Here is a 13,159-nt window from a genome sequence, read left to right on the forward strand (position 1 = left end):
ATGCACGTATTGGTCACCAATGACGACGGGATCGAGTCGGCAGGTCTGGCAGCACTCGTCAAGGCGGCTCTCGGACGCGGTTACACCGTCCAGGTGGCCGCACCGGCACACGAGTACTCGGGTGCTTCCGCGTCCCTGGCCGGTGAGGAGAAGGACGGGAAAATCGTTCTCGTCAAAGCGGATCCACCCGAAATGCCCGAAGGGGTCGACTGCATCGGCGTGAAGGCAGCGCCCGGTCTCATTGCCTTCCTCGCCTCGTACGGCGCCTTCGGTGACAAGCCCGACCTGATCATGTCCGGATGCAACCTCGGCGCCAACACCGGTCACGCGACGCTGCATTCCGGCACCGTCGGAGCGGCCCACACTGCGGTCACGCACGACATCCCCGGCCTGGCCGTGTCGGTGACCTCAGGCGAGCCGCAGAACTGGGACACCGTCCAGCGCATCACCGACATCGCGCTTGAGTGGCTGGAGAAGACCGAGTTCAACGGCCACGTGCTCAACATCAACGTCCCCGACGTGCCGTGGTCGAAGCTGCGCGGCCTGCGCGGTGCACATTTGGCACCGTTCGGCGCCGTGCAGGCGCGCATCGACGAGCGGTTCACCGAGGGCATCGACGTCACGTACATCGCGGAGGACGCCGACGACGAGCCCGGTTCGGATCATCACCTGCTCACCCAGGGCTGGGCCACGGCCACCTGGTTGCGTGCTCCGGTCGACAACCTGGATCTCGAGGTTCCGGAGTTCACGGGCGAGGGCACCGAGGACGACGTCGAGGAGTACCGCCCCGACTCCGCGCGGGTGATGACGACCCGCGAGAGCGACTGAGCCAGCACCGGCTGCAGTAACAACCGGAACCCTTGACTACAGGCGTAGTCAAGGGTTCCGGTTGTTACTGCGACCTGTTGCCGCTGCGGTTCAGAGGCGGACGATCATCTTGCCGGTGTTGGCCCCGGCGAGCAGGTCGATGAACGCCTGCGGGGCGTTCTCCAGTCCTTCGCGCACCGTCTCGTCCCACTGGATCGAACCGTCGGCCAGCCACGGACCGACCACCGACAGGAACTCGTCCCGCATGTCGGAGTACTTGCCCACGATGAATCCGCGCAGCGTCAGGCGCTTGCCGATCGCGAGCGCGAGATTCCTTGGTGCACAAGCGGGTTCGGTCGCGTTGTATTGCGAGATCGCACCACACATCGCCACGCGCCCGTCGACGTTGAGCGCGGAGATCGCGGCTTCGAGGTGGTCGCCACCGACGTTGTCGAAGTAGACGTCGATGCCGTCGGGCGCGGCCTTCTTCAACGAGTCGCGCACCGATCCGTCGTGGTAGTCGAAGGCGGCGTCGAACCCGAGGTCGATGAGTCGCTCCACCTTGGCTGCGGAACCGGCCGATCCGACTACGCGCGAGGCCCCGGACAGTCGGGCGATCTGCCCGACCAGTGAACCCACGGCGCCGGCGGCACCCGAGACGAATACCGCGTCCCCGGGCTGGAACTCGGCCGCCGCCATGAGTCCCGCATACGCGGTCAGGCCAGGCATGCCGAGTACCCCGAGATAGCTGCTGTCACGCAGGTCGGAGGTGTCGACGGCCGTCGCGCGCCCTGCCGGGAGGATGGCGTGCTCGCGCCAGCCGAGTCCGTGCAGCACGCTCTGCCCTTCGGCGAATTCGTCCGAACGAGAAGCGATCACGGTGCCGACCGCACCGCCGTCGAGGGGCTGGTCGATCTGGAACGGCGGCACGTAAGACTTCACGTCGTTCATCCGCCCACGCATGTACGGGTCGACCGACATGACGGTGTTGCGGACGAGGATCTCGCCGTCCTTCAGTTCGGGCAGATCCACCTCCATCAGCCGAAAATTGTCGGGCGTCGGCGCGCCGCTCGGGCGGGACGCCAGTTGGATCTCACGGGTTCTGGTCGGAAGGCTCATACCCCCACCGTACGTGCCGATCAACCCAGCAGGATACCTGCGATCGCCGCGCTCATCAGGTTCGCCAAAGTGGCCGCGAGGATGGCACGCAGACCGAGTTCGGCGATCTCACCGCGGCGCTTGGGAGCCATCCCACCGAGGCCGCCGAGCAGGATGCCGAGCGAGCCCAGGTTGGCGAAGCCGGTGAGCGCGAAGGTGACGATCGCCTGGGTGCGCTGGGAGAAGTCGGCGATGTTGGGAGCGAAGTTGGAGAACGCCACGAACTCGTTGACCACGACCTTCTGACCGACGTACGAACCCGCGTCCGTCGCCTCCGACCACGGCACACCGATGAGCGTCATGATCGGCGCCATCACATAGCCGAGGATCGTCTCGAACTTCAGGTCGTCAGCACCGAACCACCCACCGACCACGCCGAGCAGCAGGTTGATCAGCGCGATCAGCGAGATGAAGGCCAGCAGCATCGCGCCGATGTTCAATGCGAGCTTCATGCCGTCGGACGCACCCGCGGCGGCGGCGTCGATCACGTTGCGGTGCTTGACCTCGTCCTCATCGTCGTCGTCATCGACAGCGACCGCGCGCGGTTCACCCCTGTCGAGGTCGACCGTGCCGACCCCATCGCCGGCTTTCGCGGTGGCCGGCACGGTGGCTGGCTCGGCACCCTCCGGAAGGATGATCTTCGCCATCAGCAGCGCGCCCGGAGCAGCCATGAAGCTGGCAGCGATCAGGTAGTCGAGTTTGGCGCCGAGCAGCGCGTAACCGACCAGCACCGAACCTGCGACGGTCGACAACCCGCCGACCATCACCGCGAACAGCCCGGAGCGGGAGATCCTCGAAAGGTACGGCTTGATCACCAACGGCGCCTCGGTCTGGCCCAGGAAGATGTTTGCGGCGGCGTTGACCGACTCCTCGTGACGGGTGCCGAGCACCTTGGCGAGCGCCCCACCGAGCCAGGTGACCACCTTCTGCAGGATGCCCAGGTGGAACAGGATCGCCGTCAGCGAGGCGAAGAAGACGATCACCGGTAGCACCTGCAACGCGAAGACCATCCCCTCCTTCGGGATCAACGGCCCGAACAGGAAGCTGATGCCTTCCTTCGAGGAGTCGATGACGGCCTGGACGCCCTCGGACGCCTTCGCCAGCGCGTCGCGTCCCCACGGCACGAACAGCACCAGCACGCCGAAGCCCACCTGCAGCGCAAGCGCGGCAGCGACCGTCCGCGCCTTGATCGCCTTGCGGTCCATCGAGAGCAGATACGCGATGGCCAGCAGGCCGACCATGCCCCCGATCCCCCAGAGAACGTTGACCACGTGCGACTCCTCTCGGCAGGTTTGGGCACGAGCCTTTCATCCGAATCGAGAAAGTTGGTGAGTCCGCACCGACCAGCCCCGAACGCCGAGTGGCCGGGCTGTGAGCCAGCGGCCGGGCTATAACGCGTCCACCAGTTCATAGCCCGGCCACTCGGCGGATCAGGTGGCGTCGGAGACCGCCTGCTGCGTCGAGACCCACCACTCGTAGTGGTCCAACACGTCGTGACAGATCTGCTCGAACGAGTAGGCGATCACGTCGTAGGCACCCCCGCTGGGGAGCACGACCTCCAGCAGCGTGGTCTGGTCGTCGGCCTCGATCATCCGCGAGCCGTAGCTCGGGGCCTTCATCCGACGCACCTGCACGGTGTAGGCGAACTGCTCCTCACCGTCCCGGACGGTCAGCACCGCCGTCCGCGGCGCCTGCGTGGTCGAGCCTGCGACGTCCTCGACGGACGCGTCCACACCGCGCTCGACCAACTCGCCCGCGACCTCGCGCAGGGCAGGGACGACGGTCGAGTCGAGTCGTTGGGTCGCCTGCTTCAGCGAGACGGTGCCGAGCGAACGTGCGAGGCGACGCTTCCACGAACCCGGGCTCGCCGCTGCCTCCCGCCCGACGACGGACGCGGTCACCGAGGTGCGTAGTGCGTCCGCGTGCAGACGTTCGCCTTCGAGCGCGCGGTGCAGACCGATCATCACCAGCACCATGACGATCGCGAACGGCAGACCCATGATGATCGTGGCGCTCTGCAGCGCACCGATGCCGCCGACCAGCAACACGGCCACCGTGAGCAGACCGGTCGCGGCGGCCCACAGGACCCGCAGCCACGGCTTGGCGTCGACGTCGGAGTCGGGTAGGTCGGACGAGAGGTTCGCCATCACCAGAGCGCCCGAGTCCGCGCTGGTCACGTAGAAGAGCAGACCCACGAACGTGGCCAGTGCGACGAGGACCATCGCGCCCGGGTACTGCTGCAGCATGTCGTAGAACCCGGTCTCCGGAGTGTTGACCGCGGTCTCACCGAAAGCCTTGTCCCCGTCCATGATTCGCTTCACGGCGCTGTTTCCGAAGATGGTCACCCACATCACGATGTAGATGAACGGGATGGTCAGCGTGCCGACCACGAACTGGCCGATCGTGCGGCCCTTGGAGATGCGGGCGAGGAACATGCCCACGAAGGACGCCCAGGCAATCCACCAGGCCCAGAAGAACAGCGTCCAGCCGTTCATCCATTCCACGTCGTAGTCGAAGGCCATGGTGTCCATCGTCATGCCCGGGAAGAGGTTGACGAAGTCGCCGACGTTCATCATCGCGGCCCGCAGCAGGAACGCGGTCTGCCCGGTGACCAGCACCCACAGGGCGAGGACGATCGCGAGGACGACGTTGAGCTGGGACAGGATGCGAATGCCCTTGTCGACGCCGGACGTCGCGGAAATGGTCGCGACGACGACCGCGAGGATCGCCAGTCCCACCTGTGCCGGCGTCCCCTGGTCGATGCCGAACATCACGTCGAGGCCGACATTGAGCATCACCACGCCGATGCCCAGCGAGGTGGCGACACCGAAGATCGTGCCGAGCACGGTCGCGATGTCGACGGCGTCCCCGATGCGTCCGTTGATGCGTTTGCCGAACAGCGGATGCAGCGCCGAACGAACGGCGAGCGGCAGACCCTTGCGGTGAGCGAAGTAGCCGAGCGCGATGCCCATGAGGGCGTACATTCCCCACCCGGTGATGCCGTAGTGGAACAGCGTCCAGACGGTGGATTCCCTTGCCGCGTCGAGGGTTTCACCCTTGCCCTGCGGCGGGTGGAGGTACTGCGTTGCCGGTTCGGCGACGGCGAAGAACATCACGTCCGTGCCGATGCCGGCCGCGAACAACATGCACGCCCAGGAGAATGTGGAGAACTCCGGACGATCGGAGTCCGCACCCAGTCGCACCTTCGAGTACCGCAGTCCGAGGTAGACGACGAAGACGAGGATCGCGGTCGCCAGCAGAATGTAGAACCAGCCGAACCAGTTCGAGATCCAGCTGACCGTGTCACCCAGGACCCGTCCGGCGTGGTCGGGAGCAAAAAGCGCCCAGGCAGCGACCGCGAGCGTGAAGACGCCCGAGACGATCAGCACCGGCCATTTGGTGCGCGGCTGCGTGATCTCTTGCGTATCAACAGAACTCACTGGATCTCACCCATGGCCTCGGCGGCACTCGGCACCTTGTCCGCAGCGTTCCACGAGTGGTTGCGTGGGTCACCCTCCGGGAAGATCGGCATACCCGACTTCGCCCGGTAGACCGGCGGGTGCTCCGGCGCGAGCGGGGTGTTGCCGGCGATCAGGTCGGCCGCCTTCTCCGCGACCATCATCACCGGTGCGTAGATGTTGCCGTTCGTGATTGTCGGGAAGACCGACGCGTCCACAACCCGCAGACCCTCGGTGCCGTGCACCTTCATCGACGACGGGTCGACGACCGCCATGTCGTCGACACCCATCTTGGCCGAGCAGGACGGGTGCAGCGCGGTCTCGGCGTCCTTGGCCACCCAGTCGATGATCTCCTGGTCGGTCTCGACCGACGGTCCGGGCGAGATCTCGCCGCCGTTGAACGGCGCGAACGCGGGCTGCTTCAGGATGTGCCGGGCGGCCCGGATGACCTCGACCCACTCGCGCCGGTCGTTCTCGGTGGACAGGTAGTTGAACAGGATGCCGGGCTTGGCCAGCGGGTCGTCGTTCTTGATGCGGACGTGGCCGCGCACATCGGAGTTCATCGGGCCGACGTGCACCTGGTAGCCGTGCGTGCCCTCCGGCGCGGTGCCGTCGTAGCGGACCGCGATCGGCAGGAAGTGGAACATCAGGTTCGGGTAGGCGACCTCATCGTTGGTGCGGATGAATCCGCCGCCCTCGAAGTGGTTGGACGCACCGACGCCGCGGTTGAGGAACAGCCACTCGGCACCGATGTACGGGGCCTTCCACTTCTTCAGCCAGGGCGCGATCGACACCGGCTGCAAGCTGGAGTGCTGCAGGTAGACCTCGAGGTGGTCCTGCAGGTTCTCGCCGACGCCGGGCAGGTCGATGCGCGGCGTGACGCCGGCTGCACGAAGGGTCTCCGGGTTACCGACTCCGCTGAGCTGCAACAGTTGTGGAGAGTTGAACGCGCCACCGCACAGGATGACCTCGCCCGCCTCGACGGAGTGCTTGAACTTGCCGCCGCGCGCAAAGTCGACGCCGGTCACCCGGTTGCCCGACCACTGCAGGCCGGTCACGGTGGCGAGCGTGGCGATGTCGAGGTTCTTGCGGTTGCGGATCGGACGCAGGTAGGCGCGGGACGCGCTCATCCGGCTGCCCTTGAAGACGTTGCGATCGAAGGGCGCGAAACCCTCCTGGCGATAACCGTTGACGTCGTCCGTGCGCGGGTAACCGGCCTGCTGGGTCGCCTCGAAGAATGCTTGGAACAGCGGGCTGCTGGCCGGCCCACGCTCGAGCTTCAGCGGACCGGAGCCACCGCGCCAGTCGTCCGCGCCGGCGATGCAGGTCTCCATGCGCTTGAAGTAGGGCAGGCAGTGGGCGTAGTCCCAGTGCTCCATGCCCTCGAACGTGGCCCACTTGTCGTAGTCACCGGCGTTGCCGCGCTGGAAGATCATGCCGTTGATCGAGCTCGACCCGCCGAGCACCTTGCCGCGGGCATGCGGGACGCGTCGTCCACCCATGTGCGGCTCGGGCTCGGTCTCGTAGGCCCAGTCGTAGAGCGGGTTGCCCGAGGGGAACATCAACGCCGCTGGCATGTGGATCAACGGGTCGAACAGGAAGTCGGCACGACCTGCTTCCAGCACCAGGACGCTGGTGTTCTTGTCGCTCGACAGCCGGTTGGCAAGAGCCGAGCCGGCGGACCCGCCGCCGACGATCACGTAGTCGTACTTCTTCATCGTTTCGTATCTCCTTGAATCACAGTCGAAGTGCAGTCGCGGCGACCCGCTGGTCGAGCCGCACGTCTCCGCTGGTCGAGCCACACCCTTTTCCGCTGGTTGAGCCGCGGGACTGAGGAACGAAGTCCCGCGCGCCGAAACCTCTCGCATTCACGAAGCGCCTCGGATGAAGTACTCCGTCCACGCACGAGGTTTCGGCACCTTCGGATTCGCAAGCTCATCCGTAGGGCTCAACCAGCGAAAAGGCGAGAGTCAGTTGCCGAACCATCCCGCCGGGGCGGGCCGAGTGTTGTGCCAGATGTGCTTGGTCTCCTGGTACTCGTGCAACCCGGCGTGACCCAGTTCGCGGCCGATACCGGACTGTTTCATCCCGCCCCATTCGGCCTGCGGCACGTACGGGTGGTAGTCGTTGATCCAGATGGTGCCGTGGCGCAGCCGCTTGGCGACGCGCTCGGCGCGGCCTGCGTTCTGGCTCCACACTGCTCCGGCGAGTCCGTAGATGGTGTCGTTGGCGAGCTTCACCGCAGCATCCTCGGCAGCGTCCGCGTCCGCGCCGGAAAAGGTCTCTACGGTCAGCACCGGCCCGAACGACTCCTCCTGCACGCACTTCATCGAGGTGTCGCAACCGTCGAGGATCGTCGGCGGATAGTACGAACCCTTCGCGAGTTCGCCTTCGTCGCAACGCTTTCCGCCGGTCCGCAGCACGGCACCCTCGGCGACGGCATCATCCACGTACGTGGCGACCTTCGCCAAGTGGTCCTCGCTGATCAGCGGTCCTGCCTCGGCCCTGTCGTCGAACGGACCACCGAGGCGGATCTTCTCGGCACGACGGACGAGTTCATCGACGACCTCGTCATGGATCGACTCCTCGACGATGAGCCGTGCACCGGCAGAACAGACCTGGCCGGAGTCGAGGAAGATCGCGGTGAGCGCGTTGTCGATCGCGGCCGGCAGGTCGGCGTCCGCGAAGATCACGTTGGGGTTCTTGCCGCCCAGCTCGAGCGCGACGCGCTTCACGGTCGGTGCGGCGGACGCCATGATCGAGCGGCCGGTCACGACACCACCGGTGAAGGAGACCAGGTCGACCTCGGGCGCCTCGGTCAGCGTCGGACCCACGTCCTTTCCGGCACCGAGGATCAAATTGGCAACGCCCTTGGGCAGGCCGAGTTCGTCGAGGGTGCGCACCAGCCACATGGCGGTCTGCGGGGTGAGTTCGGCGGGCTTGAGCACGAAGGTGTTTCCGGCTGCGAGCGCCGGGGCGACCTTCCACGCGGTCTGCAGCAGCGGGTAGTTCCACGGGGTGATCAGCACGCAGACGCCGACGGGTTCGGTGACGACCCGGCTGGAGACGTCCGGCATGCCGGTATCGACGATGCGTCCGGCTTCACCCTGAGCGAGCGAGGCGAAGTGCCGGAAGACGTTGACGATGTCGTCGACGTCGATCTGCGACTCGACGAACCGCTTACCCGTGTCGAGGGATTCGAGGCGGGCGACCTCGTCTTTCTCCGCCGCCAGCCGGTCGGCCAAGCGGTGCAGCAGAGCAGCCCGCTCGGGCGAGGGAGTGTCACGCCAGGGACCCTCGTCGAACGCCCGCCGAGCCGCTTCGACGGCGCGGCGGGCGTCGTCCTGGCCGGCCTCGGCGACGGTGATCACCGCGGATCCGTCTGCAGGACAGGTGATCTCACGGGTTGCGCCAGATGCGGCGTCGACCCACTCACCATCGATGAACAAGCTGGGCACAGTTCTCCTCCAAGACGATCGCTTCACAGTCCGCGTGAGCACGTCCGGCGTCTCTGGGATGCCAGGCAGCTCGATAACGCTCGTTACAACATAACGCACGTTATAGTAAGAATGTGAAATCGGAACGACCCGTGCGCGAACGGCTGCTGGACGCCGCCGATGCCGTGCTGTTCGAGAACGGCTCGGTCTCGACGCCGGTGGACGTGATCCTCAAGCACGCGGGAGCGTCCCCGCCGAGCCTGTACTCGCACTTCGGCAACAAGGAGGGCTTGATCGCCTCCGCCCTGCGTCGTCGCCTGACGATCTGGACGCAAGTCTGGGACGAAGCGATCGCGTCCGCCGAGTCCGACGTCGACCGACTGCTCGCACTCTGGCCGGCGCTGCGCACCTATCAGGCCCACCACCTGGCCGAGCGCTGGTGCGCCTTCAGCGGCACCGCGGCCGCACATCCCTCGCCGAGCGAGCAACTCGCCGCAGTGCTGGCCGACGAGACTCACCTGCTGCGTATGCGACTGCACGATTACTCCGTGCCGGTCGCCGGTAAGAACGCGGATTCCCTTGCCTCGCAACTGTTCATCGCCTACACCGGAACGATGGCCACCATGCTGCGCGAGCCATACGAGCAGGCCATCGACGAAGGTGAAGCGACAGCGCGAGCCCTCGTCGCCAGGTACGCCGCCTGACGCAGGAATCACGCTGGTCGGTCAGGTGCGGAGCGTCAGCGGAGTACCGCGACGAGACCAGTCGGATGTCTTCGAATAGGTGATTCGAGCGTCTGCCCGTAGGGTGGAGTCAGCGGTCCGCACAGTCTTGCCTCGGGCCGCAGGTGTTCGAGAAGCGCTAGATGCCTTCACTTATGCCGCTACCGCAGCCGAAACCGAGCGCGGGGCGAGCCCGGCGAGACACCGCCTTTCTTACGGAGTTTCTTTGTCCGACAATACTTTTGCGCCTTTTGGTGTGCCCGCTTCCTTGGTCCGCGTCCTCGCGGAGCAGGGAATCACCACCCCGACCCCGATCCAGGCGGCGACCCTGCCGGATTCGCTCGCGGGTCGTGACGTCCTTGGCCGTGGCCGCACCGGCTCCGGCAAGACGTACGCGTTCCTGCTGCCGCTGGTCGCCCGACTGCAGGCGTCCAGCAGCCGCCGTCAGCCCAAGCGTCCGCGTGCGCTGATCCTGGCGCCGACGCGTGAACTGGTGAACCAGATCAACGCTTCGTTGAAGCCGCTCGCCGACATGGTCGGGCTACGCAGCCAGACCGTCTTCGGTGGCGTGGGTCAGAACCCGCAGGCAGCTGCGCTCGCGAAGGGCGTCGACATCGTCGTCGCCTGCCCGGGCCGCCTGGAAGACCTTGTCTCCCAGGGACTTTGCGACCTGAGTGCGGTCGAGATCACCATCCTCGACGAGGCCGACCACATGGCCGACCTGGGCTTCCTGCCCGGCGTGAAGCGCATCCTGAACAAGACCCCGCGCGACGGACAGCGCCTGCTGTTCTCCGCGACCCTCGACCGCGGTGTCGACGTGCTCGTCAAGAGCTACCTCACCAACCCGGTCACCCACCACGCCGACAGCGCACAGTCGCCGGTCAGCGCGATGGACCACCACGTCCTGCACCTGCACAAGGACCATCGCCTGCCGGTGCTCGTCGACCTCGCTGCCGCCCCCGGCCGCACCGTCGTCTTCACCCGCACCAAGCACGGAGCCAAGAAGTTGGCCAAGCAGCTTGCGGCACAAGGAGTTCCGGCAGTCGACCTGCACGGCAACCTCAGCCAGAACGCCCGCGTCCGCAACATGGACGCGTTCCACAGCGGCACCGTCCGGACGCTGGTCGCCACCGACATCGCCGCGCGTGGCATTCACGTCGACGATGTCTCCTTGGTGATCCACGCCGACCCGCCGGCCGAGCACAAGGCGTACCTGCACCGTTCGGGACGCACCGCTCGTGCGGGCGCCGCCGGCACCGTTGTGACGCTGATGCTCGACGAGCAGCAGAAGGACGTCCGCGATCTGACCCGCGCGGCCGGCATCAAGCCGACGACAACCAAGGTCGACCCGGCCCACCCGCTGCTGACCGAACTGGCTCCGGGCGAGCGCTCGTTCGTCGCTCCGTCCGAGCAGGTTCAGGTCGCACCGGCCCCGCAGAAGCAGGGTTCGCGCGGCGGACGCGGCCAGGGTTCCGGACGCGGTCAGGGCTCCGGCTCGGGACGCGGCCAGGGTGCGGGTCGTTCGGGCCAGGGTCGTGGCACCTCGCAGGGTTCGTCTGCTGGTTCGTCGCACGGTTCGTCTCAGCGTTCGCCGAAGCCCACCGGCGAGCGGGCAGGTGCGGCGCCGCGACGTAACCGCGGACCGCGTCGGGCAAGCAGCCCGGCCACCTCACGCTGACACCGTAAGCGGTCGTCATAGCGGCCGGTTTCCTTGACTACGGGAGTAGTGAAGGAAACCGGCCGTTATTGCAACCCGTTGTCGTGAGGCTCAGAAGTCGTAGTCCACGACGACCGGTGCGTGATCGCTGATCCGCACGTCGCGGGAGGGCTCGCGATCCACCCACGCAGCGGACGCCGTCCGCGCCAGTTTCGGTGTGGCCAGGTGGTAGTCGATGCGCCAGCCGACGTTCTTGTCGAAGGCCTGCCCCATCCACGACCACCAGGAGTACGGACCGTCGGTCTCTGGGTGGAGTGTGCGGACGACGTCCACGAGGGTGCGCGGCGACATCTGCGACCCGATCCACTCGCGCTCCTCGGGCAGGAAGCCCTCGGAGTTCTTGCTGGTGCGCCAGTTGGTCAGGTCGTACCGGGTGTGCCCGATATTGAAGTCACCCATGAGCAGGAACTCGCGTCCGTTCGCCGATGCCGCTCTGCGGGAACGGGACAGCTGCCGGGCGAAGGAGTCGAGGAAGCGCATCTTGCGTTCGTACTTCACGCCGCCGTCCGGTGCTTCGCGCATCCGGCCGGGTTTCTGCAGGTGGACGGGCAGTCCGCCCTTGGGCAGGTACAGCGAGGCGACGGTCAGCGGTGCGTCCGCAAGGTCGACTTCGACGTAGCGCCCCTCGTGCGCGAACTCGCGCATGCCACGGGCCAGCGTCATCGGCTCGGTCGGCACGAGTTCGCCGTTCAGTCGGACGTCGCCGCTCCAGGTGCGGACGGCGGACGGCGCGTGCCGGGTGAGGACGGCGACGCCATTGCGTCCCTTGATCCCACCCTCTTCGTACGCGACGTGATAGTCGGCGTAGACACCGTCCGGGATGTCCGCATGCTGGGCCCGAACCTCTTGCAGCGCAACGACATCCGGGTTTCTCGTGGCGAGCCATTGCTCGAAGCCGCGGCGTTGGGCAGCTCGGATTCCGTTGACGTTGTAACTGGCGATACGCACGGTCGATCAGCCTACGAGTCCGTTCGGAGACGCAAGAACCCGACCGGATGCCCGCTGTTTGAGCCCGGACGCAGCGACGAAGGAGCAGCGGCCCGTGCCGAAACCAAGGCGCGGAAACACGAGAACCCAGCCGCGTCGGGCTGGGTTCTCGTTGTCCGCCATCTTGGCTTCGACGCGCACGGAATCGTTCCTCATCCGTGCGGCTCAACCAGCGGTGACGGCGTGAGGGGTTCGATCAGTCGTCGGAGACGGTGACCTCGACGGGAATGTTGCCGCGGGTCGCGTTGGAGTACGGGCACATCTGGTGCGCCTTGTCGGCGAGCGCCTGGGCGGCGTCCTTCTCCATATTCGGGATGACGACCTCGAGCACGACGGCGAGCCCGAAGCCGCCGTCCACCTTGCCGATGCTGACCTTCGCGCCGACGGTCGAGCCGGTGAGGTCGGGCTTGTCGTCGCTGAGCGTCGCGGCCTTCTTCAGGGCGCCATGGAAGCACGCGGCGTAGCCGGCGGCGAAGAGGTCCTCGGGGTTGGCGCCGCCACCGGGGCCGCCCATGCCCTCGGGCACCTTGAGGTCGAGGTCGACGTACCCGTCGACGGTCTTGGTGTGGCCGTTGCGGCCGTCACCGGTTGCGAGTGCCTCGGCGGTGTAGAGCGTTTCCATGATGAACGTCCTCTCAGCTGCTGTACAGGTCATCACCGACGCTAGCCGCCGACGCGCGCGGGCGGCGAGTCAGCCCGGGGAATTCTACCCATGGCCCCGGCGCAACCGCTGCTACAAAGTTGCAGTCAGAGGGCAGGTTCACTCACCGAGGAACCTCAGAAACTGTTGCTGCACAAGCATTCTCAAAGGGGGCCCAGTGGCACGGGCGGGAACGAGAACAACTCGACCACCGGTTCGAGCGATGCCGGTGC

10 protein-coding genes are annotated in these 13,159 nt (G+C 66.5%); 3 read left to right on the forward strand and 7 right to left on the reverse strand.

The genetic code is table 11. The features are described 5' to 3' along the window. Positions 1-828: a 5'/3'-nucleotidase SurE gene (gene surE / locus EU513_RS12735; RefSeq protein ID WP_129626533.1), complete on the forward strand. Its 828-nt coding sequence runs from the start codon at positions 1-3 to the stop codon at positions 826-828. 90 nt (positions 829-918) lie between these two features. On the opposite strand, the gene EU513_RS12740 is transcribed toward surE, so the two are convergent. The 5 genes from EU513_RS12740 to EU513_RS12760 form a co-directional block, all read right to left on the reverse strand. Further along, a complete protein-coding gene (locus EU513_RS12740) occupies positions 919-1,926 on the reverse strand; it encodes an NADP-dependent oxidoreductase (RefSeq protein ID WP_129626535.1) in 1,008 nt (335 codons plus the stop codon). A 20-nt stretch (positions 1,927-1,946) separates the two neighbouring features. Then, positions 1,947-3,236 (reverse strand): NupC/NupG family nucleoside CNT transporter, encoded by a 1,290-nt coding sequence (locus EU513_RS12745; protein ID WP_240796048.1) that lies wholly within the window; start codon positions 3,234-3,236, stop codon positions 1,947-1,949. A 159-nt stretch (positions 3,237-3,395) separates the two neighbouring features. Beyond that, positions 3,396-5,405, reverse strand: a complete 2,010-nt coding sequence (gene betT, locus EU513_RS12750) for a choline BCCT transporter BetT (protein WP_129626537.1) — start codon at positions 5,403-5,405, stop codon at positions 3,396-3,398. Continuing rightward, positions 5,402-7,141 carry a choline dehydrogenase gene (betA, locus tag EU513_RS12755; protein WP_129626539.1) on the reverse strand — a complete coding sequence of 580 codons (1,740 nt, stop codon included), beginning with the start codon at positions 7,139-7,141 and terminating at the stop codon, positions 5,402-5,404. The genes betT and betA overlap by 4 nt, the downstream gene beginning before the upstream one ends. 252 nt (positions 7,142-7,393) lie before the next feature. Further along, on the reverse strand, positions 7,394-8,881 hold the full coding sequence (locus tag EU513_RS12760) for an aldehyde dehydrogenase family protein (protein ID WP_129626541.1): 1,488 nt from the start codon (positions 8,879-8,881) through the stop codon (positions 7,394-7,396). Positions 8,882-8,994: 113 nt separating this feature from the next. Here EU513_RS12760 and EU513_RS12765 point away from each other — a divergent pair, with 113 nt between their 5' ends. Both EU513_RS12765 and EU513_RS12770 read left to right on the forward strand, forming a co-directional pair. Further along, positions 8,995-9,564 carry a TetR/AcrR family transcriptional regulator gene (locus EU513_RS12765; RefSeq protein WP_129626543.1) on the forward strand — a complete coding sequence of 190 codons (570 nt, stop codon included), beginning with the start codon at positions 8,995-8,997 and terminating at the stop codon, positions 9,562-9,564. A gap of 274 nt (positions 9,565-9,838) precedes the next feature. Continuing rightward, a complete protein-coding gene (locus EU513_RS12770; protein WP_240796049.1) occupies positions 9,839-11,260 on the forward strand; it encodes a DEAD/DEAH box helicase in 1,422 nt (473 codons plus the stop codon). A gap of 90 nt (positions 11,261-11,350) precedes the next feature. Here EU513_RS12770 and EU513_RS12775 read toward each other — a convergent pair whose 3' ends face one another. Next, complete coding sequence (locus tag EU513_RS12775) at positions 11,351-12,247, reverse strand: exodeoxyribonuclease III (RefSeq protein ID WP_129626547.1); 897 nt, start codon at positions 12,245-12,247, stop codon at positions 11,351-11,353. A 235-nt stretch (positions 12,248-12,482) separates the two neighbouring features. Then, entirely contained in the window at positions 12,483-12,908 is a 426-nt protein-coding gene (locus EU513_RS12780; protein ID WP_129626549.1) for an organic hydroperoxide resistance protein, read from the reverse strand. Positions 12,909-13,159 lie beyond the last annotated feature (251 nt).

It is taken from the genome of Yimella sp. RIT 621, from assembly GCF_004146205.1.
GTDB lineage: Bacteria > Actinomycetota > Actinomycetes > Actinomycetales > Dermatophilaceae > Yimella > Yimella lutea.

What these genes read in the sequence shown, in the direction of transcription:
- betA (WP_129626539.1), bottom strand. Translation starts at nt 7,141, where the DNA reads ATGAAGAAGTACGACTACGTGATCGTCGGCGGCGGGTCCGCCGGCTCG.
- EU513_RS12740 (WP_129626535.1), bottom strand. Translation starts at nt 1,926, where the DNA reads ATGAGCCTTCCGACCAGAACCCGTGAGATCCAACTGGCGTCCCGCCCG.
- EU513_RS12780 (WP_129626549.1), bottom strand. Translation starts at nt 12,908, where the DNA reads ATGGAAACGCTCTACACCGCCGAGGCACTCGCAACCGGTGACGGCCGC.
- surE (WP_129626533.1), top strand. Translation starts at nt 1, where the DNA reads ATGCACGTATTGGTCACCAATGACGACGGGATCGAGTCGGCAGGTCTG.